This window comes from Ruegeria sp. HKCCD6604, from assembly GCF_013110635.1.
Lineage (GTDB): Bacteria > Pseudomonadota > Alphaproteobacteria > Rhodobacterales > Rhodobacteraceae > Ruegeria.
The window spans coordinates 148517-172948 of the sequence record NZ_WVQW01000008.1; the positions used below are offsets into that span (position 1 = coordinate 148517).

The window sequence follows — 24432 nt, forward strand, 5'->3', positions numbered from 1 at the left end:
TGCCCATAGAAGATGGAGCAACGACATGGCGGCAATTGCCCTGACCATAGCAGGATCCGACAGTGGCGGCGGCGCGGGAATTCAGGCTGACCTGAAGGCAATGTCGGCGCTGGGTGTTTTTGGCGCAAGTGTCATCACCGCCGTTACCGCGCAGAACACGCAAGCTGTCACCGCGGTGCATGGGATTCCGCTGGATGTGATTTCCGCTCAAATCGACGCGGTTCTGAACGATCTTGACGTCAGGGCCGTCAAAATCGGCATGCTTGGCACACCTGAGATCATTCATACGGTCGCCAGGGGGCTGGCGGCTTTCGAGGGTCCCGTGGTTCTTGATCCGGTCATGATCGCCAAATCCGGCGACGCTCTGTTGGCGCAAGAGGCGGTCCGGACGCTGCGCGATGTGTTGTTGCCAACGGCGACGGTTCTTACGCCGAATCTGCCTGAGGCGGCGTGCCTGCTGAACATGCCAGCGGCGGAAACGCGTGAGCAGATGGCTGAACAGGGCCGGGCATTGTGCGCCTTGGGTGCGGGTGCAGTCGTGATGAAAGGCGGACACGGGTCAGGTGAAATCTGCCACGATTTTCTGATCGATCGGTCGGGTGTCATGGCCGAGTTTCAGGCCCCGCGTCAGGATACGAAAAACACCCATGGAACAGGATGCACCCTGTCGTCATCCATCACCGCCGGTTTGGCCACGGGGCTGACCCTGAGGGACGCGGTTGCGCAGGCGCATGACTATCTGCAAGGGGCCATCGCGCGCGCGGATGAGTTGAATGTCGGCGCTGGGCACGGCCCGGTGCATCATTTCCACCGGGTTTGGCCCTCGTGACGCTTTGGTCTGTCATAGGGGCAGGGGTTGCCGGTCTTGCCGTTGCCAGCGAACTGGTGTCGCGCGGTGCAAAAGTGCAGATATTCGACCCCGGCGGGCCACCGGGCCCGCATGGGTGTTCGTGGTGGGCCGGGGGAATGCTGGCACCTTGGTGCGAATATGAAAACGCGGAAGAACCGGTGCTGCGCCTTGGGCAGTCAGCGATTGAATGGTGGGCCCAACGTACCAAAGTGACCCGTCGGGGAACGCTTGTTGTCGCAAGTGCCCGTGATGTGCCGGACCTGCGCCGATTTGCGCGTCGGACAAAAGAGTTCACCAAGGTCGAACGGGCAGAAATATCTGAATTAGAGCCTGATCTGGCAGGGTTTGGCCAAGGCCTGTTCTTCGAACGCGAAGCCCATGTTGATCCGCGTCAGGCGCTGCAAGATCTGTGTCGTCAATTGCAAAGCCAGGGTGTCGCGTTCCACCGGAAGCTGGCGCCCGCTCAGTTGGAAAAAGCAATTGACTGCCGTGGCCTTCACGCCCGCGAATACCTGCATGATCTGCGCGGCGTGAAGGGTGAGATGCTGGTCATACGATGCCCTGACGTGGAACTGACGCGCCCGGTTCGTTTGCTGCACCCGCGGATGCCGCTTTATATCGTTCCGCGCGGCGGCGGTGTCTATATGTTGGGTGCGACCATGATCGAATCCGAGGACAGCAGCCGCATTACCGCCCGTTCGATGCTGGAATTGCTCAGCGCGGCCTATGCCGTGAACCCGGCTTTTGGCGAAGCCGAAGTGTTGGAGATAGGCGTCGATCTGCGCCCCGCCTTTCCCGACAACTTGCCGCGCATCCGGCGTTTGGGCCGGACGATCTATGCCAACGGGCTTTATCGCCACGGATATCTGCTGGCACCGGCGCTGGCGCGGGGTGTTGCAGATCTGGCGCTGAACAACACACATTCGGAGATGGTCGATGAAGATCGTGCTTAACGGCGAGACGCGCGAGGTGCGCGCCGAAACCCTGTCGGAATTGTTGGATGAATGCGGTTTCTCGGGCCGTGTGGCCACCGCCGTGAACGAAGATTTCGTGCCCTCAAGTCTGCGCGTCGCTCACAAGCTGGCCGAAGGCGACCGGGTCGAGGTCGTCGCACCGATGCAGGGGGGCTGAAGATGAAGACGTTTTACGGCACTGAACTGCCCAACCCGCTGATGCTGGGCACGGCGCAATATCCAAGCCCGGCCATTCTGGAACAGGCGTTTCGCGAAAGCGGTGCAGGCGTTGCCACTGTATCCTTGCGGCGCGAAGCGGGTGCAGGCCAGACCTTTTGGAACATGATCCGCGAATTGGGAGTTCTGATCCTGCCCAATACGGCCGGTTGCCATACGGTGAAAGAGGCCGTTACGACCGCCCATATGGCCCGCGAAGTGTTCGAGACCCGATGGATCAAGCTGGAACTCATCGGACATACGGACAGTCTGCAACCGGACGTTTTCCAACTGGTAGAAGCCGCCCGCATTCTGACCGAGGATGGGTTCGAGGTGTTTCCCTACACCACCGATGATCTGATCGTGGGCGAACGCCTGTTGGAAGCGGGATGCGAGGTGCTCATGCCCTGGGGCGCACCGATCGGGTCAGGACGAGGGCTGAACAACGAATACGCCCTGCGTGCGATGCGGGCCGAATTTCCTGACATTCCCCTGGTGGTGGATGCCGGTATCGGTTTGCCCAGCCACGCGGCCCGCGCGATGGAGCTGGGCTTTGACGCGGTTCTGCTCAACACCGCTGTGGCCCGTGCCGGAGATCCGGTTCTGATGGCCAAGGCAATGGCGCAGGCAACCCTTGCCGGGCAATTGGCCCATCAGGCCGACCCGATCGAGCCGCGCGATATGGCGGAACCCTCTACCCCTGTTGTTGGAAAGGCCTTCCTGTCATGACGCTGGACCGTTTCTATCCGATCTTTGATCACTCGGACTGGCTGCGGCGGATGTTGCCGCTGGGTGTCAAACTGGTGCAGCTGCGCATCAAGGATCAGCCAGACGATGCGGTGCGCGACCAGATTGCCGTCTCACGCGAATTGTGCCGCGACCATGGGGCGGTTCTGGTGGTCAATGACTATTGGCAACACGCGATCGATCTGGGCTGCGACTGGATCCATCTGGGGCAGGAAGATCTGGACGACGCCGACCTGAAAGCCATCCGAAAAGCGGGTCTGAAACTGGGCGTTTCCACCCATGACGATGATGAGCTTGAGCGTGTGCTGGCCATGGATCCCGATTACGTGGCATTGGGCCCGGTCTACCCCACCATTCTGAAAAAGATGAAATGGCATCAGCAGGGCCTGCCCCGCGTAACGGAATGGAAGGCGCGGGTTGGTGATATTCCCTTGGTCGGTATTGGCGGGATGAGTGTCGAGCGCGCGACCGGTGTGCTGAAGGCCGGGGCGGACATCGTCTCGGCGGTCACGGATATCACACTGAACCCCGACCCCGAAGCACGGGTGCGCGCGTGGATCGAGGTCACACGATGAGCCGATATGCCCGCCAGACGCTTTTGCCCGAAGTCGGGGCGCAGGGGCAGGCACGCCTGTCGGCGGCCCGTGTTCTGGTCGTCGGTGCGGGCGGTCTGGCTGCACCGGTTCTGCCACTTTTAACAGGGGCCGGGGTGGGGCGGATTACGGTCATGGACGGTGATACCGTCGATCTGTCCAACCTGCACCGTCAAACGTTTTTCTCCGAGGCCGATTGCGGGCACTCCAAGGCGGAAACCGCCGAGGCGCGCTGCCGCGCGCTGAATGGTGAAACTGATGTCATCGGTCTGAATCAGGCTCTGACCAGTGAAAATGCGCCTGGCTCGGTGTCGCAAGCCGATATCATTCTGGATTGTGCCGACAGCTACGCAGCCAGCTACATCCTGTCGGACACGTGTCTGGCGCAGGGCAAGCCTTTGATCAGCGCCTCGGTGCTGGGGCTTTCGGGTTATGTGGGCGGGTTCTGCGGCGGGGGCCCGTCGCTGCGCGCTGTGTTTCCCGATGCACCGGACAGTGGCGCCAGTTGCGCCACTGCGGGGGTTTTGGGCCCCGTGGTTGGCGTGATGGGGGCGATGCAGGCGCAGATGGCGCTCAGCTTGATCCTTGGACTTGATCCCTCGCCCCTTGGGCAGTTGGTTCAATACGATGCAAGAACCCTGCGCAGCACCGGGTTTCGCTTTGATGACGCACCCGAGCCCGGCAACTGCTTTCGCTTTCTGTCCGCAAGCCAGCTGAAAGACACGGATCAGATCATCGAGCTGCGCAGTTCGCAGGAAGCCCCTGTTCCCATCCATTCGAACGCGACGCGCATTTCACCGGATAATTTGCGAAGAATAGATCCTAACAAAGGAAAAAGGCTGGCTCTTTGCTGTGCCACCGGTTTGCGGGCATGGCGTGCCGCCGAACAGATTCAACCAGATTGGCCGGGCGAGATTGTCCTCGTCGCGGCCTCAACCTCGTGAAGAAAAGGGAAACGCGAGACATGAAAAAGCTGATGACAGCCATCGCCCTTCTGGCCGCCGGGCCGGCATGGGCCGAAGACAAAATGACCGTCCTGCTGGACTGGTTCATCAACCCTGACCATGGTCCCATCATCGTGGCGCAGGAAAACGGCTACTTTGCCGAACAAGGGCTTGAGGTCGAGATCGTTCCGCCCGCCGACCCGTCCGCCCCGCCCCGTTTGGTGGCTGCCGGCCAAGCCGACCTGGCGGTGTCTTACCAGCCGCAATTGCACTTGCAGATTCACGAGGGCCTGCCGCTGAAGCGCGTCGGCACATTGGTTGCGACGCCGCTGAACTGCCTTCTGGTGCTGGAAGACGGGCCGATCAAGTCGCCTGCTGACCTCAAGGGTAAAAAAATCGGCTTCTCGGTCGCGGGGGTCGAAGAAGCCATCCTTGGCACCGTTCTGGGCAAATATGATGTTGCGCTGGGCGATGTCGAGCTGATCAATGTCAACTTTTCCCTCTCGCCGTCGCTGATGACCGGTCAGGTGGATGCGGTGATTGGCGCATATCGCAACTTCGAACTGAACCAGATGGATATCGAAGGTCGTCCCGGCACTTGCTTCTATATCGAGGAAGAGGGCGTTCCGTCCTACGATGAACTGATCTATGTCGCCAATCCTGAAACGATGGACAAGGACAAGATCGCCCGGTTCCTCGCCGCGACTGAAAAAGCGACCCAATATATCGTCAACAATCCGGAAAAAAGCTGGGAAATCTTCGCGGCGACCTCGCCGGAACTTCAGGACGAGCTGAATGCCCGCGCCTGGGTCGATACACTGCCGCGCTTTGCGCTGCGCCCGGCAGGTTTTGATGCCGGTCGTTATGCCCGGTTCGAAACCTTCCTGAACGAAAGCGGGATGATCGACAGCGTCCTTCCGGTCAGTGACATCACCATCGACGTGACCGCGCAATGAGCAATTATGGCAAAGCCTTTGCGCTGATGCGCGATGCTGCGGCGGAGCCGTGGCGGGATTATACCCGCCACGCCTTCGTAGAGGGCATGAAAGACGGAACGCTGCCACGCGAGGCGTTTCTGCACTATCTGCGGCAGGATTACGTGTTTCTGATCCACTTCTCACGCGCCTGGGCGCTGGCCGTGGTGAAATCAGAAACGCATGAAGAAATGCTTGCCGCATCGCGAACTGTGAACGGTTTGATCAGCGAAGAGATGAAACTGCATATCGGTATCTGCGAGGCAGAAGGTATCTCGCAGGCAGAGTTGTTTGCCACGCCAGAGAGGCACGAGAATCTGGCCTATACCCGGTTTGTCCTGGAAGCAGGCTACAGCGGAGATCTTCTGGACCTGCTGGCGGCCCTTGTTCCTTGCGTCATGGGGTATGGTGAGATCGGTACGCGCCTGTCCGCCGAGGCAACGTCCGAGGCATATCGCGGCTGGATCGACACTTATGCCGGCGAAGATTACCAAGGCGCATGTGTGGCGGTTGGCGAGTTGCTGGATCAGGCTCTAACACGGCGTATCGGGGCTGATTTTCAGGGGTCGCCACGCTGGGATCGACTGTGCCAGACCTTCCGCAAGGCGACAGAGCTTGAAGTCAACTTCTGGCAGATGGGGTTGACGCCATGACACCTGCGCCCGAACTGACCATCAGTGGCACTGCCACGATCGACGGCGCGACCCTGTTTGCGCCGTTGTCCCTGACCCTTGGGGCCGGGGCGTGGGCATGCCTGCTGGGCGGTTCGGGCGTGGGAAAAACAACGGTTCTGAGGTTGATTGCGGGGCTCGAGACCGGGGCTGTCTTCGCTGGGCGGATCACGGCCAGTGATGGCTTGCCTGTGGCTGAGCGTGTCGCATACATGGCGCAGGATGATCTTCTTTTGCCTTGGGCAACCGTCGCGCAGAATGTCTCGCTGGGTGCGCGTCTGCGCGGGGAAACCGTTGATCTTGATCGACGCGGCCGCCTTATAAAACGTATGCGGTTACAGGATCACATGAACAAGAAGCCTAGCGCGTTGTCCGGCGGGCAACGTCAGCGTGTCGCCCTGGCCCGGACGCTGATGGAAGATCGCCCCGTTGTTTTGCTGGACGAGCCCTTTTCGGCCCTTGATGCCCGCACCCGCGCTGACATGCAGGATCTGGCCGCCGAAGCATTGCACGGTCGAACCGTCCTTCTTGTGACCCATGATCCCGCAGAGGCCGCGCGTCTGGGGCAATCCATCGTGGTGATGACGGAACACGGATTGACGCAGTGCGAACCGCCCCGGGCCCCGGCCCCGCGCCGCGTGGATGATCTGGAGACATTGGAAACCCAGGGTGCCTTGCTGCGTCTTCTCCGCGAGGGCGCGGCATGAAGTATTTTTCTGCATTGGCCGCAACTTTGTTTGCCTTGCTGATCTGGCAGGGCATCGCGACCCTGACCGGGTTGCCGAAGTTCATCCTGCCCGGACCCGCCGTCGTGGCCGAAACCTGGTGGCAGAACCGCTGGGTGATCGCAGAGCATACCTGGATCACCGCGATCGAAGTGGTGATCGGTCTGGCATGCGGAACGCTGCTGGGTGTCGTTACTGCGTTGCAACTGGCGAATTCGCGGGCGGCGCGGGTGCTGGTGCAGCCGATGCTCGTGTTTACGCAAGCTCTGCCGGTATTCGCATTGGCGCCGTTGCTGACGCTGTGGTTGGGCTATGGGCTGTGGTCCAAGGTCGCCATGGCGGTGTTGATCATCTATTTCCCGATCACCTCATCCTTTTTTGACGGGCTTATGCGCACCCCTTCGGGGTATCTGGATCTGTCCCGAACGATGCAGGCCAGCAGGCGCGCCGTATTGTGGCATATCCGTATTCCGGCCGCTCTTCCGTCGCTGGCGTCGGGGATGCGGCTGGCGGCGGTCTATGCCCCGATTGGAGCGGTGATCGGCGAATGGGTCGGCTCGTCGCAGGGGTTGGGATACCTGATGCTGCTGGCCAATGGACGTGCCAAGACCGATCTCATGTTTGCCGCGATGCTGACCCTGGGCGTATTCTCGATTCTTCTGCACATGATTGTCCGCCGGGCCACGGCACGCATGGCGGGTGAGGTGCGTTAACCAATCAGAAACCGATTCTGGGTCAGGGTGCGCTCATGACACAGGACGCCTTTGCTGAAGCCCCGATGCTGTTTGATACGGACGAAGCCCCGGCGCAGCCGCTGCCCTCTGGCCGGCTACCCTCCTACATAAAAGACCACCGCAAGCGGCTGCGCGAACGGTTCATGACCGGCGGATCGGCGGCGATGCCGGATTATGAACTGCTTGAACTGGTCCTGTTCCGGTCCATTCCCCGGCAGGATGTGAAGCCACTGGCACGGGCATTGATGGACACTTTTGGTGATTTCAATCGTGTCCTGACCGCGCCCGAGGAACGACTGCGCCAGATCAAAGGCGTTGGCGATACCGTGGTTACCGACCTGAAAATTCTTGAGGCCTGCGCCCACAGGATGGCCCGCGCCCGGGTGATGCAGCGGCATGTGATCTCGGGCTGGGATGCGCTGCTGGATTATTGCCACACCACCATGGCGCATCGTGAAATCGAACAGTTTCGCGTGTTCTATCTGGATCGCAAGAACGTAATGATCGCGGATGAGGAACAGGCCAAAGGCACCGTGGATCACGTACCGGTTTACCCGCGTGAGGTTGCCAAACGAGCGCTGGAACTGAATGCCTCGGCCCTGATTCTGGTGCACAACCACCCGTCGGGTGATCCGACGCCCTCGCAATCGGATATCGACATGACAAACCGTATTCAGGATGCCTGTTCGGCGTTGGGCCTGACCCTTCACGACCACCTGATCATTGGAAAATCGACCGAGTTGAGCTTTCGCTCCGAAGGGTATCTGTGACCTTCACTGCACCCAGATTTCAACCCGGCGGTTGACCTTGCGGCCCCATTCGGTGTCGTCACAGGCCATCGGCATTGCTTCGCCAAACCCTTCCGCGACCACCTCGATACTGTCTGATATCGATGTCTCGGCCGCAGCCAGTACCGCGTTTCGTACGGTCTGTGCACGCCGCAAGGCAATGCGGGCGTTGGTGGCGGCCCCGCCATCCCCGTCGCTGAAGCCGGCAAACACCAGCTTGCGTGCCTTCAGTGTTCCGGCGTCAAGCATATGTGCCAGTTGCTGAATATTGGAGCGTGACTGCGCATCAGGTCGGGATGATCCGGGCTCGAACCGAACCGACAGGGACAGGCGCGACAGCGGGCGCAGCGTTTCGATCATGCGCTGAAGCTCGTCCAGCCCAACTTCGGGCCCACCGGTGGCGATGGCATTGGCAAGCCGGTCGCCTTGTACGCCAACCGGCAAGGTTTCAGGCGACTGATCCACATAACCTGCGTCACGAATGGCCATCTGGGCCCCGGGGCTTAGACTAAAGGCCAGAAACTGCCGTGCGATCCGTGGCAGGCGGCGTTCGGGCAGATACAGGAACATCGGCAGATTCAGCGGATAATCTTCGGTCTTGATCGATTGACGGGTTGCGGCCAGCGGATGCCCACACCCTCCGGTCAACGGCAGGGCGCGGGTATCGCCGGCTGTCGCCTTGCTGGCGATTCCGATGGAAAACGGGTCTTTGGCCACGGCCTTGGTCAGGTCGTTTGTTCGAATATGACGAATTGCGGTATCGGTCAGTTCCACACCAGCGGTCTTCAATACCTGATCCTCGACAGCCTGCGCCAGCCCCGAACCCGGATCCGGCACATGCAAGGCGATCGGAGCATCCGGCCCGCCCAGGTCCACCCAGTTCTTCACTTCACCTGACAGAATGCGCGCCAAATCGGCCAGCGAAATCTGACGCATCACACTATCGGGCGCCACCACCGGAACCATGGCGTCCAATGCAACAACCCTGGATCGCCGGGCCCGTTTCAAATCACCCAGCCCCGCGGCTTCGGCTGCATCCCGCTCTGCCTCGCGTACTTCGCGCAGGGCCATCACGATATCTGTCTGGTCTTCGATCAGCTTGGCGAACCCACGATCCGTGGTCCCGACGTCAAAGTAGAACCGCGCCAACGGGGCGTCACGGCCTGACTGAAAAAGTTCATAGACGAAGGTGTCCGAATCCACGCGGGCAGGCGTTGCGGTCAGATCTTCCTGCCGCGCAAACCCGATGATCAGGGCGGGCAGGACCGTTTCGGCCATGACAGACGATCCGGAAAACCACAACTCGGCTACGAAATCCGTCAGGCTGGGGCACGCAGGTCCGTCGCAGGTGACGCCCGAGCCATCAACGGTCAACTCACCGAACTGCGTATCGACGCGGTAGAATTCGCCGTCAAAGCCCAGCAGGTTGCCTGTTACTTCGACCTTGCCGTCATGAGACGTCAGCGTGATGTCCTGCGCCATTGCACAGGTCGCACCTGCAACGGTAAACAGCGCGGTCACAGCCGCACGAAAGAAAGTCATAAGAGAGTCGAGCCTGCCTGCGGATTACTTTGCCGCAATTGTCAGGTCTGAGAGCAGATTATTCAACACCAGAAACTCACCGGCCTGCGAACAATCCGGAAGGGTCAGGGACATGTCGCGCGACCGCAGGCGGCTATCTGACAGAAGTTCCAGCGCCTGCACATTCAGCGTTTGCCCGCAGTTGGATTTGGTCACTTCGGCTTCGACCGTCAGGTCGATGCTGCCGGACCGATCCGACGCGCCCGTCGGAAAGGAATATACTTCGATATTCTTGGCACGACCCAGACCCGTCTGGCCCAGGCGCAGAACCTCTCCTGCGCCATTTGCCGAGGAATCATCCCACACGTGGCCGCTGCTGCCATAGCTTGCCCCGAATTCCAGCGCGTGAATCTGCAACTCGGTTTCACCCTGCCATTGCAGGACGACGCGGTCATATTCGGCAATGTCGGTCACGTGAGTGGTGGCGACCGTACCCGTTTCATCTTCGAACGAAATCAGGAAAATCGCGTATTCCGACAGTGCCGGAATGGTCATGTCCAAGGCGCCGGAATCGTCGGTGTTCTGGCTGACCGTCAGGCCGCTGTGATGAATTTCAACGCGTTCGTTTCGGTGGCAGGGTGCCCGCAGCGACAGCTGTGCCATGGCGCCGGGGACGGCGACGGCGCGCGCGCTAATGTTGCAATCCGTCGTTTTCGGTGCTGACGGAACTGCGCGAGGTTCGGGCGCTGCCGCCCCGGAATCTGCGTCAGACGCCGAAGCCGAAGTCAGTACGATAGCATCCAACCCCGACAGAACCGAGGATTGCTGAGATGCCGAGGCAACATCAACACTATCCCCCGCGTTCGCCGGCTGCGCGGTTGGTCCGTTTTGCATCAGGTAGCCTATGCCCAAAGCACAAGCGACCGTGCCGCACATGGTCACGTAGTTTCGAACTACAAACAAGACACCCTCCCCAGTTGAAGGAGCAAATCGCACATTCGCCACGAATCGCGGCCAATTTGTGGCCGCGAGACGAACACATTGTGGATTCGGCGGGTGACGTTAGGTCAGTCGGCCATGGCAGTGTTTGAACTTCTTGCCCGAGCCACACGGGCACGGATCATTTCGCGACGGGTTGCCCCAGGTCGATGGGTCGCTTTCGTCGAACCCCGGAAGCGCATCACCCGAGGCCGCAGCCTCGGCCTTGGCTTCGGCCTGTTTCGCGGCCTTGTCCACGGCCTCCTGCGCCTGAGCCTGCTGCCCTGCCATCTGCGCCAGCATTTCTTTCTGTTCTTCTTCGGTCAGCGGACGTACGCGCGACAATTGCTGTGTCACGGTCTCGCGCAGGGAATCCAGCATGCTTTCGAACAGCTGAAAGCTTTCGGTCTTGTATTCGTTCAGAGGATCGCGCTGGGCATAACCGCGGAACCCAACGACCGAGCGCAGATGTTCCAGGGTCAGCAGATGCTCGCGCCATTTGCTGTCGATGGTCTGAAGCAGAACCTGTTTTTCGATGTTGCGCATGTTTTCAGGGCCAAAGGCGACGGCCTTCTGGGCCATCATCTCATCCGCGGCCTTGATCAGACGTTCGCGCACCTGCTCGTCATCCACGCCTTCTTCGGCGGCCCAGTCCTGAACCGGGACGTCCAGGTTCAGCTTGTCCTTTATTGCCTCGTGCAGACCCTCAGTATCCCACTGATCAGCATAGGATTTCGGTGGCATGTATTCGTCAATCAGGTCGTCAATCACCTGTTCGCGCATATCCGAGACGATCTCGGACAGGTCGTTCGCAGACATGATTTCGCGGCGCTGGCTAAAGATCACCTTCCGCTGGTCGTTCATCACGTCGTCGAACTTCAGAACGTTCTTACGCATGTCAAAGTTGCGTCCTTCGACCTTGGACTGCGCGCGTTCCAGCGACTTGTTCACCCAGGGGTGAATGATCGCCTCGCCTTCTTTCATGCCCAGCGTGGTCAATACCTTGTCCAGCCGTTCCGAGCCGAAGATGCGCATCAGGTCATCCTCGAGGCTCAGGTAAAATACCGTTCGGCCCGGGTCGCCCTGACGGCCGGAACGGCCACGCAGCTGGTTATCGATGCGGCGGCTTTCGTGGCGTTCCGACGCCATGACGTAAAGGCCGCCAGCAGCCAGAACCTTTTCTTTTTCTTCGGCGTGGCGTGCTTCTTCGGCAGCCCGCAGCTCGGACGGATCCGCGTCTGGATTCTCGGCAATCGCTTTCAGCACCTTCATCTCGACATTGCCGCCAAGCTGAATGTCGGTGCCGCGACCGGCCATGTTGGTGGCGATGGTTACCGCGCCCAGACGACCGGCATCGGCAACGATCTGAGCCTCTTGTTCGTGCTGGCGAGCGTTCAGAACGTTGTGCTTGATACCTTCCTTGGTCAGCATCTGGCTGAGCAGTTCGGATTTTTCGATCGACGTGGTCCCCAGCAGAACCGGCTGGCCCTTTTCCTGCGCCTTTTTCGTCTCGGCGATCATTGCATTGTATTTTTCGGCGGCAGTACGATAGACCTGATCATCTTCGTCGATACGAGCAATCGGCAGGTTGGTCGGAACTTCGACCACGCCCAGACCGTAGATCTCGGCAAATTCTTCGGCCTCGGTCAAAGCAGTGCCGGTCATGCCGCTCAGTTTGTCGTACAGGCGGAAATAGTTCTGGAATGTCACGCTTGCCAACGTGACGTTTTCCGGCTGGATCTGAACCTTTTCCTTGGCTTCGATCGCCTGATGCAGACCTTCGGACAGGCGACGCCCCGGCATCATGCGGCCGGTGAATTCATCGATCAGAACGACGTTGCCGTCGCGCACGATGTAATCCTTGTCGCGCTGGAACAGCTTGTGTGCACGCAGCGCCTGGTTGACGTGATGCACGACGGTGGTGCTTTCCGGATCATACAGGGAATGGCCTTCGGGAATCAGGCCGGCCTGAAGCAGCTGTGCCTCAAGAAATTCGTTGCCTTCATCGGTAAAGGTCACATTGCGCGATTTTTCGTCCAGGGTGTAATGATCATCGCTCAGCGTCGGGATCAGGGCATCAATGGCGGTGTACAGATCCGACCGGTCCTGCGCAGGACCCGAGATGATCAGCGGCGTCCGTGCTTCATCGATCAGGATCGAGTCGACCTCGTCCACAATCGCAAAGTTGTGATGTTTCTGGTAAACCTGCTCCAGATCCGCCTTCATGTTGTCGCGCAGATAGTCAAAGCCCAGCTCATTGTTGGTGGCATACGTGATGTCACAGGAATACGCGGCCAGTTTTTCCGCGTCGGGCTGGCCGGACCAGATCACACCAGTTGTCATGCCTACGGCCGCAAACACCTTGCCCATCCATTCCGCGTCACGTTTGGCCAGGTATTCGTTCACCGTGACAACATGCACGCCCTTGCCGGTCAGCGCGTTCAAATAGGCCGGGAAGGTGGCGACCAGAGTCTTGCCTTCGCCCGTCTTCATTTCCGAGATGTTGCCCTGATGCAGGAAAATGCCGCCCATCAACTGCACGTCAAAGGCCCGCAGGCCAAGTGCGCGCTTGGCGCCTTCGCGTACGTTGGCAAAGGCCTCGGGCAGCAGGTCGTCCAGGCTTTCGCCATCCACTGCGCGCTTGCGCAGGTCTTCGGTCTTGTCGATCAGACCTTGATCTGAAAGCTTTTCAAACTCTGGTTCCAGCGCATTGATCTTTTCGACCAGAGGGCGGGTCGCCTTGATCTTGCGGTCGTTCGGTGTTCCGAACACCTTTTTGGCGAGCGTTCCGAGTCCCAGCATGTTCACTCCAGAGGATCTGTTCTTTTCGTGGTTGCGACAGGCTTGCCCACCTTGCGCGCAACCCATAGATACGGGGGGTGAAAGGCGGCCCTGTCCAAGGCTTCAAAGCGATGTAAGCGGCAGGTTCCAGAGTGTCAACGCCGCGCCCTGTCGCGGCAAGAAAATAGGATGATTCAATGCCCAAAGGTCTCACTTTTCTGCCATCGCTGGCCCTGGCCGCTGTGATGGCCCTGCCGCTGGCCGCCGAAACCCAGCCGGATGCGTCGACCGTGGTCGCTCGGGTAAACGGGGATGAGATCACATTGGGTCACGTGATCGCCACCGTCGCTTCTCTGCCACCGCAATATCAACAGGCGGAAGACGACGTGCTGTTCGATTTCGTTCTGGAACAGCTGATCCAGCAGCAATTGCTGGGACAGCAACAGGACGGCCTGAGCAAGCAAAACGCGCTGACACTCGACAATGAAAAGCGGTCGCTTCAGGCGGTTCAGACGGTCGCGGCTCTGACCAACGATCTCGTCACAGAGGAAGCCATTCAGGCCGCTTACGATGCGCGTTTCAATGATTTTGCGGGTGAAGACGAATTCGACGCCAGCCATATTCTGGTGGAATCGGAAGAAGAAGCCAAAGCGCTCAAGGCACAGCTTGATGATGGCGCCGACTTTGCGGAACTTGCCCGCGAGAACTCGACCGGTCCGTCCGGCCCGAATGGTGGCGCGCTGGGATGGTTCGGAAAAGGCCAGATGGTACCTGAATTCGAGGCAGCAGTGATCGCGCTGGAAAAAGGGCAGGTGTCGGCTCCGGTGCAAACACAATTTGGCTGGCATCTGGTCAAGCTGAACGACAAGCGCAAAACCGAAGCCCCCGAACTGGACGCGGTGCGCGATGAGCTGGCCCAAACGATCCAGCAAGATGCCATTCAGGCGCGGATCGACGAGTTGACGCAGCAGGCACAGATCGAACGCCCCGCGCTGGAAGGCGCAGGCCCCGAGATCATGCGCCAGCTGGACCTGATTCAGGAGTAAAGACCAGTGGCCACGATCACGAAGGTTTCGCCGCTGGCGCCGGCGTCTTTCCCTGAACTGCCTGCGATTGACGGTGTGCGTTTTGCCACCGTCGAAGCGGGTGTGCGCTATCAGGGTCGCACGGATGTCATGCTGGCTGTTCTTGATCCGGGCACGTCGGTGGCGGGTGTCTTCACCCGCTCGGCCACCCGCGCGGCACCGGTTCTGGATTGTCAGGAGAAAATCGGCGGCCCCAGCGATGGGCCTGCGACGATCCTTGTGAACTCGGGCAACGCCAACGCCTTTACCGGGCATTATGGCCAGACATCGGTTGCCGAGGTGACGCAGGCCGTTTCCAAAGCGACCGGTGTCCCCGTCGAACGGGTCTTTACCTCGTCCACCGGTGTCATCGGTGAACCGCTGCCGCATGATCGCATCATCTCGCAGCTTGAGGCGTTGAAATCCGGCCTCAGCCGCCATGCAATCGAAGACGCCGCGCGGGCGATCATGACGACGGACACGTTCCCGAAAGGGGCGAGCGCACAGGTCGAAATCGGTGGCAAAACAGTCTCTATTGCAGGGATTGCGAAGGGTTCTGGAATGATCGCGCCAGACATGGCGACGATGCTGGTCTATACCTTCACCGACGCACGGGTTGAGCAATCGGCGTTGCAGGAAATGCTGAGTGCCCAGACAGATCGCACCTTCAACTGCATCACTGTGGACAGCGACACCTCGACCTCGGATACGCTGCTTTTGTGCGCCACCGGGGCCTCGGGCGTCGATGCCACCGCCAACGCTGCATTTGCCGAGGCGCTGGAAGGCGTGATGCTGGATCTGGCGCAACAAGTGGTGCGTGACGGGGAAGGCGCCACGAAATTCGTGGAAATCCGCGTGACCGGAGCCGCCTCGGACGCTGACGCCAAGACCCACGGTCTGGCCATCGCCAACTCCCCTCTGGTGAAAACTGCCATTGCCGGTGAGGACCCGAACTGGGGCCGTATTGTCATGGCCATCGGCAAGTCGGGCGCGGCGGCCGATCGCGACAAGCTCAGCATTTCCTTCGGTGATATTCTTGTGGCCGAGAACGGCTGGGTCAGTCCCAACTACCGCGAAGAGGACGCCGCCGAATACATGAAAGGCCAGGATTTGGTGATTGCCGTTGATCTGGGGCTGGGCGAGGGGAAATCCACCGTCTGGACCTGTGATCTGACCCACGGCTATATCGAGATCAACGCGGATTATCGCTCGTGAGAACCGTGTTAGTCTCTGCTGTCGCCCTGATCGACATCGAGGGCCGCGTGCTGCTGGCCCAACGCCCAGAAGGCAAATCCATGGCCGGATTGTGGGAATTCCCCGGCGGCAAGATCGAGCCCGGCGAAACCCCCGAGGCCGCCCTGATCCGTGAATTGCACGAGGAACTGGGCATTGACACCTGGGCCTCGTGCTTGGCGCCGCTGACCTTTGCCAGCCACAGCTATGACGATTTCCACCTGCTGATGCCGCTGTTTGCCTGCCGCAAATGGGACGGCATCCCGCAGTCGAAAGAGGGTCAGGCGCTGAAATGGGTGCGCGCGAAAGATCTGCGGAACTACCCGATGCCGGCTGCCGATGTGCCGCTGATTCCGATTTTACGGGATTGGCTTTAGGCGTTACTTAGACCCTGAATCGGCCTATTCGTCATAAGCACTCAAATCCTCTGGGGCGTGAAGGAGTGTGCCCTCGTACTTCGTCAGATCGTCTTCGATACGCAGCCATGGAAGTTTGCTTTGGTAGTTGACGTGGAAGGTCGGAACAAAGTCCTCTGGGTATTCCATTGAAGCGGCATATAAATGCATCCCGCCAGGGTAATGGTCTGCTTCAAAACCAACTGGAGAACCACAATCGCGGCAGAAATGCCGAAATACACCTTTTGAGCTTTCCAGTGTTTTGGGTGCTTGGGCAGTCCATTTGAAGTTCCGAAGTGGAACACCCAACCATGCAACTATGGGTGCGGCACAGTTTCGACGGCAATCATCGCAATGGCAGTAGCACGCCCATGTCACATCCCCGATAAACTCCCATTTCGTATTTTTGCACAGGCAATTGCCTCGCGTTGTCATGCCAAGCTCCTTGTTCATTTGCCAATGTGTATTGGCACGCCCATTGGCCCAAGACTGTTTGAAAGCGGACAGTTAAAGTACAAAACACGACTAGAATATGCGGTTTGAAACAGGATCAGACGATCACCCCTCCATTGTTACAATTCGTAAGAATTGAGAAAACATCACGAAAAAGTTGACGCTGATCGTCCTCCTTGTCCTTAATCGGGGCAACAGCGTTCCGGTCTGACCCGGCGACGCCGTTCCGGCCCGACCCGGGGCCGGATGGGGAGGAGAGATAGAATTGGCTCAGACGCAGTCGGGCGCCGAAGGGATGCACTCCCTTCCGGCGCTGCTACATCGCAATGCGACGCAGTTCGGGGATGCCCCGGCTTACCGCGAAAAGGAATTCGGGATCTGGCAATGCTGGACCTGGGCGGAAACGGTCGCCGAGATCCGCGCGCTGGCGCTTGGACTTCTTGAACTTGGCGTTGAAAAGGGTGACCACATCGCCGTAATCGGGCGCAACCGTCCCGCACATTACTGGTCAATGGTTGCGGCGCAGATGGTCGGTGCCATTCCGGTCCCTCTCTATCAAGACGCGGTTGCCGAAGAGATGGCCTATGTGCTGGAGCATTGCGGAGCGAAATATGTCGTCTGCGGCGATCAGGAACAGGTCGACAAGGTCATCGAGATTCAGGAAAACCTGCATCAGGTCAAACACATCCTCTATACCGACAAGCGCGGTATGCGGAAATACGACCACAGCCAGATGAATGCCCTTGACGACATCAAGGCCGAGGGCAGCGCCGGTCATGCGCGTTTCGACGCCGAACTGGACAGGCGCATCGGCGAGATCACCTATGACGACACCTGCGTGATGCTTTATACCTCGGGTACCACGGGCAAGCCCAAGGGCGTGGTGCTGTCGAACCGCAACGTGATCGAAAGTGCAAAGAACTCAGCCGAATTCGACCACCTGACCCGCAACGAGGACATCCTGTCCTATCTGCCGATGGCCTGGGTCGGGGATTTCATCTTTTCCATCGGTCAGGCTTATTGGTGCGGGTTCTGCGTGAACTGCCCCGAAAGCGCCGACACGATGATGACTGACCTGCGCGAGATCGGGCCGACCTATTTCTTCGCGCCGCCGCGGGTCTTCGAGACCCAGCTGACCAATGTGATGATCCGAATGGAGGATGCCAGCAAGCTCAAGCAGCGCATGTTCCACTACTTCATGGCGCATGCCAAGAAGGTCGGCGGCCGGTTGCTGGATGGCAAGCCGGTGAGCTTGGGTGACAAGGTGAAATATGCGCTGGGCAATCTGTTGGTTTACGGGCCGCTCAAAGACACGCTGGGATATGGGCGCTTTCGGGTGGGCTATACGGCGGGTGAGGCGATCGGGCCGGAGATCTTTGATTTCTATCGCTCTTTAGGCATCAACCTGAAACAGTTGTACGGCCAAACCGAGGCGACCGTGTTCATCACCGTCCAGCCCGACGGCGAGGTGCGCGCCGACACCGTTGGCGTCCCGGCCCCCGATGTCGAGATCAGGATCGACGACAAGGGCGAGATACATTACCGCTCGCCCGGTGTGTTCGTCGAATACTTCAAGAACCCGGACTCGACCGCATCGACCAAGGACGCTGAGGGCTGGGTGGCCACGGGCGACGCGGGGTTCATCGAGGAAAGCTCGGGTCATCTGCGGATCATCGACCGCGCCAAGGACGTGGGCAAGATGGCCGACGGGTCGATGTTCGCTCCGAAATATGTCGAGAACAAGCTGAAGTTCTATCCGGATATTCTGGAGGCGGTGATGTTCGGCAATGGCAAGGATCGTTGCGTGGCCTTCATCAATATCGATCTGACCGCGGTCGGCAACTGGGCCGAACGCAACAACGTGGCCTATGCCTCGTATCAGGAACTGGCGGGACATCCGCGCGTGTTAGAGACGATCAAGGCCCATGTGGAAGAGGTGAACAAGTCGGTCGCCGCTGACGAGATGCTGTCGGGTTGTCAGGTGCACCGCTTTGTGGTGCTGCACAAGGAACTGGATGCCGATGATGGCGAGATGACCCGGACCCGCAAGGTGCGGCGCGGGTTTGTCGAGGACAAGTTCAGCGACATCATTGCCGCGCTTTATGACGGGTCCAAGACGGTTTCGACCACGACCGAGGTGACCTATGAGGATGGTCGCAAGGGATCGATCTCGGCGACGCTGGAGATCGTTGACGCGCCGGTTGTTCCCGTCGCCCAACACAAGGTTGCCGCAGAATGAGGGCCGTACGAGCGCCGCTCGACCTGCGGTCATCGCCCCGCCCGCCGTCCCGTTTTCGCGCAAGTCAGGGAGTGACCGATGCTGGATAATTCCGAAGGATATGTCACCGAAGACGGTCGCAAGATCGGCGGTGTGGTGATGGAAATGAAGAACATCACCCTGCGTTTTGGCGGTGTGGTGGCGATCAAGGATATCTCGTTCGATATCCGCGAGGGCGAGATCCGCGCCATCATCGGGCCGAACGGCGCCGGGAAATCCTCGATGCTGAACGTGATCTCAGGCTTCTATGTTCCGCAGGAAGGCGAGGTCTGGTTCCATGGGTCCAGGCGCCCGCCGATGCGGCCTTTTGAAGTCGCCCAACAGGGAATCGCGCGGACGTTCCAGAACATCGCCCTGTTCGAGGGTATGAGCGTTCTGGACAACGTGATGACAGGTCGTCTGAACTTCATGAAGACCAACATCCTCCAGCAGGCGATCTGGCGCGGCAAGGCCGAAGCGGAAGAGGTGCAAAACCGCGAGGCGGTCGAGAAGATCATCGACTTTCTTGAAATCCAGCACATTCGCAAGACGCCTGTGTCGCGCTTGCCGTATGGCCTGAAAAAGCGGGTCGAACTGGCGCGGGCGCTGGCGGCGGAGCCCAAGCTGCTGCTGTTGGATGAACCGATGGCGGGCATGAACGTCGAAGAGAAAGAGGACATGAGCCGCTTTATCCTGGACGTGAATGATGAGTTCGGGACCACGATTGCCCTGATCGAGCACGATATGGGCGTTGTGATGGATCTCAGCGACCGGGTGGTCGTGATGGATTACGGCAAGAAGATCGGCGACGGCACACCCGACGAGGTGCGCAACAACCAGGAAGTCATCGACGCCTATCTGGGGGTCAGCCATGATTAAGCTCTGGGCAGAATTGGGGAGGGGCTGGCATGCCTGAACAACTTATCTTCGCGATGGAAGTCATCCTCAACGGTCTGATGGCCGGGGTGCTCTATGCGCTGGTCGCGCTGGGCTTTGTGCTGATCTACAAGGCGTCCGGTATTTTCAATTACGCCCAAGGGGTTATGGCCCTGTTCGCGGCCATGACGCTGGTCGGGATCATGAATGGGCAGGTGCCGTTTGCGCATCTGATCAACGCGACTTTCGGCACCCATATCCATTATTTCGGGTGGAATGTGCCAGCGTTGTTTGCGATCATTCTGACGATGGGTGTGATGGTGTTGCTGGCCTGGGCCGTGCAGCGGTTTGTCATGCGCCATCTGGTGGGGCAGGAACCGATCATTCTGTTTATGGCGACCATTGGTCTGGCGTACTTCCTTGAAGGCGTGGCCGACCTGATGTGGGGGTCTGAAATCAAGACGCTGGATGTGGGTCTGCCGCAGGGCATCAATCTGTGGATTGACGAGACCACCTATAACATCTTCGACTACGGCTTCTTCATCGACAATCTGGACATCGTGGCAACGATCATTGCGGCGCTGTTGGTGGCCGCTCTGGTGGCGTTCAGCCAGTACACCAAGCAGGGCCGGGCCATGCGCGCGGTGGCGGATGACCATCAGGCGGCGCTGTCGGTGGGCATATCGCTCAACTTCATCTGGGTCATGGTCTGGTCGGTGGCCGGGTTCGTTGCTCTGGTCGCGGGCATCATGTGGGGCACCAAATCGGGGGTCCAGTTTTCACTGTCGCTGATCGCACTCAAGGCGCTGCCGGTGCTGATGCTGGGCGGGTTCACCTCGATCCCCGGTGCCATTGTCGGCGGTCTGATCATCGGCGTGGGTGAAAAGCTGTTCGAATTCGCAATCGGACCGATGGTCGGTGGCGCAACCGAGAACTGGTTTGCCTATGTGCTGGCGCTGATCTTCCTTGTGTTCAGGCCGCAGGGCCTGTTCGGAGAAAAGATCATCGAGAGGGTGTAGGGCATGACCAAGCTGATCGCCATCATCAACGTGATCGCATGGGCGGGGTTCTGGGCCTTTGGCTACATCGCTCTCACATCAGACGATCTGACCGAAGGCCAACTGACGATTGCAGCGATCCTGGCCTTTGCAGGGCTGATCATGGGGGTTCTGGCCTACTTGAAGCTGGTGCGCGCCTCGGAGGCGAGCGGATATGCCAAAGGGTCCAATCAACTGGACGCCGAAGCCCGGAACCGGGCACAGGAACAATGGGGAAAGTAAGACATGTTCTATCGTGAGGCCGGAGATTTCAAAACCTCCTACGTGGATGACAGCCAGACTTTCCCGATCAAGTTCGATCGGTATCGGTACTATGTGGTGCTGGCGGTGGCATTCGGGATCATCCCGTTCATCATCAACGACTACTGGGCCAATGCACTTCTGCTGCCCTTCCTGATTTATGCGATCGCGGCCATTGGGCTGAACATTCTTGTGGGGTATTGCGGGCAGGTCAGCCTGGGTACCGGGGGGTTCATGGCCGTTGGGGCCTATGCCTGCTACAAGCTGATGACCGCCTTTCCAGACGTGTCGATGTTCATCCACGTGATCCTGGCCGGTGGCATCACTGCCATCGTGGGCGTGCTGTTCGGCTTGCCATCCTTGCGGATCAAGGGGTTTTATCTTGCGGTGGCGACGCTGGCGGCGCAGTTCTTTCTGGTCTGGCTGTTCAACCGGGTGCCGTGGTTCTACAACTACTCGGCTTCGGGGCAGATCAACGCGCCGGAACGGGATGTGTTCGGCATCATCATCACCGGTCCGAATGCATCGGCTTGGGCCACCTATCTGTTCTGTCTGATTTTCCTGACCGCCTGCGCCATCGTTGCGCGCAACCTGACACGTGGTACGACAGGGCGGACATGGATGGCGATCCGCGACATGGACATCGCCGCCGAGATCATCGGGGTGAACCCTCTCAAGGCGAAACTGACCGCCTTTGCCGTAAGCTCGTTCTTTGTGGGTATCGCGGGCGCGCTGTTTTTCGCGGTCTATCTGGGCGCGGTTGAGGTTGGCGAGGTGTTCGGGATCCAGAAATCGTTCCTGGTTCTGTTCATGGTCATTATCGGCGGATTAGGGTCTATTTTTGGATCCTTTGCCGGGGCCGCTTTCCTGGTGTTGCTGCCGGTGGTTCTGAAACTTGTTGGCGTTGATTTGCTGGGCTGGCCCACCGACATCGTCGCGCATCTTAACTTGGTGATCGTGGGTGCGCTGATCATCATGTTCCTGATCCTAGAACCACACGGGCTGGCACAGCTGTGGCGCGTGGCGAAAGAGAAACTCAGACTCTGGCCGTTCCCGCACTAAGGGGCAGGCCCAAGGAAAAGACGGGTGCGAAGCCCGAAACTCAACATCGGATCAATCAAGGGAGGACACACCCGATGAACAAGAAACTGGCAACCCTGGCGCTGGGCGCCGTGATGGCCGCAGGTCCGGTCATGGCCGACCTGGTGTTCCCATCGCTCAGCTACCGGACTGGCCCATACGCAGCGGGCGGCATTCCGTTCGCGGATGGCTATGCGGACTATTTCACTCTGCTGAACGAACGCGATGGCGGTATCGGTGGCGTTCCGGCCAAGGTTATCGAGTGCGAAACCGGCTATAACACCGAAAAAGGTGTGGAATGCTATGAATCGACCAAGGGTGAAGGCGCCCTGGTCTATCAGCCTCTGTCGACCGGCATCACCTATCAGCTGATCCCGAAAGTAACGGCAGACGGCATCCCGCTGCACACGATGGGCTATGGCCGGACCTCGGCTGCCAACGGCAAGGTGTTCAGCCATGTGTTCAACTATCCGGCCAACTATTGGAACGGTGCATCCGGCGCGATCAACTATCTGCTGGATGAAAATGGCGGAGATCTGAGCGGCAAAAAGATTGCGCTGGTCTATCACAACTCTGCCTACGGCAAAGAACCGATCCGCACACTTGAAACCCTGGCCGAAAAGCATGGCTATGAACTGACCCTGCTGCCCGTTGACCATCCCGGTCAGGAGCAAAAGTCGCAGTGGTTGCAGATCCGCCGTGAAAAGCCTGACTATGTCATCATGTGGGGCTGGGGCGTCATGAACCAGGTCGCGGTTCAGGAAGCCGCCAACATCCGCTTCCCGATGGAAAATTTCATCGGCGTCTGGTGGTCGGGCGCGGAATTTGACGTTGAGCCGGCAGGTGAAAAAGCCAATGGCTATAAAGCGTTGACCTTCACCGGCCTGGGTATGGACTATCCGGTCTACGACGATCTGAAGAGATACGTTGTGGATGCCGGTAAAGCCGCCGGCGCAGGTGATCAGCTGGGAACGGTTCAGTACAACCGTGGTCTCTATGCCGCGATGTTGGCAGCCGAAGCCGTGAAGACCGCACAGGAGATGCACGGAACCGCCGATATCGACGCATCGATGATGCGTGACGGAATGGAAGCGCTGGAGATCACCAATGCCAAGATGGAAGGTCTGGGCATGGCAGGTTTTGGACCCGAATTCGCGGTAAGCTGTGAAAACCATGGCGGACCCGGTCTTGTGGGCGTCGTTCAGTGGGATGCGGCAGCAGGAACCTGGAACCCGGTTCAGGATTTCAAACCGACCGATGTCGAGGTGATCAGCGCGCTGATCGAAGAAGACTCGGGCGCATATGCGGCTGAAAACAACATCTCTCCGCGTTGTGAATGATAAATTGATCGCCCCGGACATTCCGGGGCGGTGCAGACAACCGGAGCGGCGGTTTGCCGCCGCTCCTCACGAACAGTCCCGAAGGGGACAGGCATGAGGACACGCGCTGATGCTTGATGCGGCACAAACCACTGACGTGCAGGCGGAAACCCTGCTTGAGGTCAACAATATCGAGGTGATCTACAACCACGTGATCCTCGTGCTGAAGGGCGTAAGCCTGACTGTGCCCAAGGGCGGTATCACGGCCTTGCTGGGGGGCAATGGCGCGGGCAAGACGACCACGCTCAAAGCAGTCTCTAACCTGCTGCATTCAGAACGCGGCGAGGTCACGAAAGGCACGATCAAGTATCGTGGCCAAAGCGTACACGAAAGCGACCCCGCCGTATTGGTTGAAAAAGGCGTGATTCAGGTGATGGAAGGCCGTCACTGTTTCGAACACCTGACGGTTGAAGAAAACCTGCTGACGGGCGCGTATACCCGCAAGGACGGCAGCGCAGCGATCCAGCAGGATCTGGAGCTGGTCTACAATTACTTTCCCCGCCTGAAAGAGCGCCGCCGCTCGCAGGCAGGCTATACGTCGGGTGGTGAACAGCAGATGGTCGCCATGGGCCGGGCACTGATGTCGCGCCCCGAGACAATCCTGCTGGACGAACCTTCGATGGGACTGGCGCCGCAGTTGGTCGAAGAAATTTTCGGTATCGTGAAGGATCTCAACGAGAAAGAGGGCGTTTCCTTCCTGTTGGCCGAGCAGAACACAAATGTTGCCCTTCGGTTCGCGCATTACGGATACATTTTGGAATCCGGGCGCGTTGTGATGGATGGCCCGGCCGCAGAACTGCGCGAGAATCCGGATGTCAAAGAATTCTACCTCGGCATGTCTGACGAAGGCCGCAAGAGTTTTCGCGATGTGCGGTCCTATCGTCGCCGCAAGAGGTGGCTGTGAGCGGATGGAGGATATCGC

At 59.2% G+C, this 24432-nt stretch carries 25 protein-coding genes; 21 read left to right on the forward strand and 4 right to left on the reverse strand.

The window, feature by feature from the left end; translation table 11 throughout:
- The first annotated feature begins 25 nt into the window (after positions 1-25).
- From thiD to radC, 11 genes are read left to right on the forward strand one after another with little or no spacing between them, the layout of a single operon-like run.
- Complete coding sequence (gene thiD, locus GS614_RS17660; protein ID WP_171726933.1) at positions 26-829, forward strand: bifunctional hydroxymethylpyrimidine kinase/phosphomethylpyrimidine kinase; 804 nt, start codon at positions 26-28, stop codon at positions 827-829.
- On the forward strand, positions 826-1803 hold the full coding sequence (gene thiO / locus GS614_RS17665; RefSeq protein ID WP_171171462.1) for a glycine oxidase ThiO: 978 nt from the start codon (positions 826-828) through the stop codon (positions 1801-1803). The genes thiD and thiO overlap by 4 nt, the downstream gene beginning before the upstream one ends.
- A complete protein-coding gene (gene thiS, locus GS614_RS17670) occupies positions 1787-1981 on the forward strand; it encodes a sulfur carrier protein ThiS (RefSeq protein WP_152459571.1) in 195 nt (64 codons plus the stop codon). The genes thiO and thiS overlap by 17 nt, the downstream gene beginning before the upstream one ends.
- A gap of 2 nt (positions 1982-1983) precedes the next feature.
- Positions 1984-2748: a thiazole synthase gene (locus tag GS614_RS17675; protein WP_171206481.1), complete on the forward strand. Its 765-nt coding sequence runs from the start codon at positions 1984-1986 to the stop codon at positions 2746-2748.
- A complete protein-coding gene (locus tag GS614_RS17680) occupies positions 2745-3341 on the forward strand; it encodes a thiamine phosphate synthase (protein ID WP_171171457.1) in 597 nt (198 codons plus the stop codon). Before GS614_RS17675 ends, GS614_RS17680 begins: the two co-directional genes overlap by 4 nt.
- Positions 3338-4303: a HesA/MoeB/ThiF family protein gene (locus GS614_RS17685; protein ID WP_171171455.1), complete on the forward strand. Its 966-nt coding sequence runs from the start codon at positions 3338-3340 to the stop codon at positions 4301-4303. The genes GS614_RS17680 and GS614_RS17685 overlap by 4 nt, the downstream gene beginning before the upstream one ends.
- 20 nt (positions 4304-4323) lie before the next feature.
- Complete coding sequence (locus GS614_RS17690; protein ID WP_171116773.1) at positions 4324-5259, forward strand: ABC transporter substrate-binding protein; 936 nt, start codon at positions 4324-4326, stop codon at positions 5257-5259.
- The gene (gene tenA / locus GS614_RS17695; RefSeq protein ID WP_171116775.1) at positions 5256-5930 is read left to right on the forward strand and encodes a thiaminase II; all 675 of its coding nucleotides are present in this window, start codon (positions 5256-5258) and stop codon (positions 5928-5930) included. The genes GS614_RS17690 and tenA overlap by 4 nt, the downstream gene beginning before the upstream one ends.
- A complete protein-coding gene (locus tag GS614_RS17700) occupies positions 5927-6655 on the forward strand; it encodes an ABC transporter ATP-binding protein (RefSeq protein WP_171726934.1) in 729 nt (242 codons plus the stop codon). Before tenA ends, GS614_RS17700 begins: the two co-directional genes overlap by 4 nt.
- Entirely contained in the window at positions 6652-7386 is a 735-nt protein-coding gene (locus GS614_RS17705; protein ID WP_171726935.1) for an ABC transporter permease, read from the forward strand. The genes GS614_RS17700 and GS614_RS17705 overlap by 4 nt, the downstream gene beginning before the upstream one ends.
- A gap of 35 nt (positions 7387-7421) precedes the next feature.
- A complete protein-coding gene (radC, locus tag GS614_RS17710; RefSeq protein WP_152459563.1) occupies positions 7422-8177 on the forward strand; it encodes a DNA repair protein RadC in 756 nt (251 codons plus the stop codon).
- Between the two features lie 3 nt (positions 8178-8180).
- Here the strand turns inward: radC and GS614_RS17715 are convergent, their stop codons facing one another.
- The 3 genes from GS614_RS17715 to secA form a co-directional block, all read right to left on the reverse strand.
- Complete coding sequence (locus tag GS614_RS17715; protein ID WP_171726936.1) at positions 8181-9737, reverse strand: phosphate ABC transporter substrate-binding/OmpA family protein; 1557 nt, start codon at positions 9735-9737, stop codon at positions 8181-8183.
- Between the two features lie 24 nt (positions 9738-9761).
- Positions 9762-10679, reverse strand: coding sequence for a hypothetical protein (locus GS614_RS17720; protein WP_171116782.1), 918 nt, complete (start codon positions 10677-10679; stop codon positions 9762-9764).
- A gap of 99 nt (positions 10680-10778) precedes the next feature.
- Positions 10779-13496 (reverse strand): preprotein translocase subunit SecA, encoded by a 2718-nt coding sequence (gene secA / locus GS614_RS17725; protein ID WP_171726937.1) that lies wholly within the window; start codon positions 13494-13496, stop codon positions 10779-10781.
- Between the two features lie 176 nt (positions 13497-13672).
- Between secA and GS614_RS17730 the strand changes: the two genes are divergently transcribed.
- Genes GS614_RS17730 through mutT form a run of 3 tightly spaced genes read left to right on the forward strand, consistent with a single transcriptional unit; the run spans position 13673 to position 16149 of the window.
- Positions 13673-14521, forward strand: a complete 849-nt coding sequence (locus GS614_RS17730; protein WP_171726938.1) for a peptidylprolyl isomerase — start codon at positions 13673-13675, stop codon at positions 14519-14521.
- Between the two features lie 6 nt (positions 14522-14527).
- The gene (argJ, locus tag GS614_RS17735; protein ID WP_171726939.1) at positions 14528-15754 is read left to right on the forward strand and encodes a bifunctional glutamate N-acetyltransferase/amino-acid acetyltransferase ArgJ; all 1227 of its coding nucleotides are present in this window, start codon (positions 14528-14530) and stop codon (positions 15752-15754) included.
- Positions 15751-16149, forward strand: coding sequence for an 8-oxo-dGTP diphosphatase MutT (mutT, locus tag GS614_RS17740; RefSeq protein WP_171616574.1), 399 nt, complete (start codon positions 15751-15753; stop codon positions 16147-16149). Before argJ ends, mutT begins: the two co-directional genes overlap by 4 nt.
- A gap of 24 nt (positions 16150-16173) precedes the next feature.
- Here the strand turns inward: mutT and GS614_RS17745 are convergent, their stop codons facing one another.
- On the reverse strand, positions 16174-16602 hold the full coding sequence (locus tag GS614_RS17745) for a GFA family protein (RefSeq protein ID WP_253283952.1): 429 nt from the start codon (positions 16600-16602) through the stop codon (positions 16174-16176).
- A 313-nt stretch (positions 16603-16915) separates the two neighbouring features.
- Between GS614_RS17745 and GS614_RS17750 the strand changes: the two genes are divergently transcribed.
- The 7 genes from GS614_RS17750 to GS614_RS17780 all read left to right on the forward strand — a co-directional run bounded on the left by GS614_RS17750 (position 16916) and on the right by GS614_RS17780 (position 24414).
- Positions 16916-18859 (forward strand): AMP-binding protein, encoded by a 1944-nt coding sequence (locus GS614_RS17750; RefSeq protein WP_171616728.1) that lies wholly within the window; start codon positions 16916-16918, stop codon positions 18857-18859.
- A gap of 78 nt (positions 18860-18937) precedes the next feature.
- Positions 18938-19756, forward strand: coding sequence for an ABC transporter ATP-binding protein (locus tag GS614_RS17755; protein ID WP_171116793.1), 819 nt, complete (start codon positions 18938-18940; stop codon positions 19754-19756).
- A 29-nt stretch (positions 19757-19785) separates the two neighbouring features.
- Positions 19786-20772: a branched-chain amino acid ABC transporter permease gene (locus tag GS614_RS17760; RefSeq protein WP_152459553.1), complete on the forward strand. Its 987-nt coding sequence runs from the start codon at positions 19786-19788 to the stop codon at positions 20770-20772.
- A 3-nt stretch (positions 20773-20775) separates the two neighbouring features.
- The gene (locus tag GS614_RS17765; RefSeq protein ID WP_170345775.1) at positions 20776-21033 is read left to right on the forward strand and encodes a hypothetical protein; all 258 of its coding nucleotides are present in this window, start codon (positions 20776-20778) and stop codon (positions 21031-21033) included.
- Between the two features lie 3 nt (positions 21034-21036).
- A complete protein-coding gene (locus GS614_RS17770) occupies positions 21037-22113 on the forward strand; it encodes a branched-chain amino acid ABC transporter permease (RefSeq protein WP_152459551.1) in 1077 nt (358 codons plus the stop codon).
- Between the two features lie 74 nt (positions 22114-22187).
- Positions 22188-23471, forward strand: a complete 1284-nt coding sequence (locus GS614_RS17775) for an ABC transporter substrate-binding protein (protein WP_171206469.1) — start codon at positions 22188-22190, stop codon at positions 23469-23471.
- Positions 23472-23580: 109 nt separating this feature from the next.
- Positions 23581-24414 (forward strand): ABC transporter ATP-binding protein, encoded by an 834-nt coding sequence (locus GS614_RS17780; RefSeq protein ID WP_171171432.1) that lies wholly within the window; start codon positions 23581-23583, stop codon positions 24412-24414.
- Positions 24415-24432: the final 18 nt, after the last annotated feature.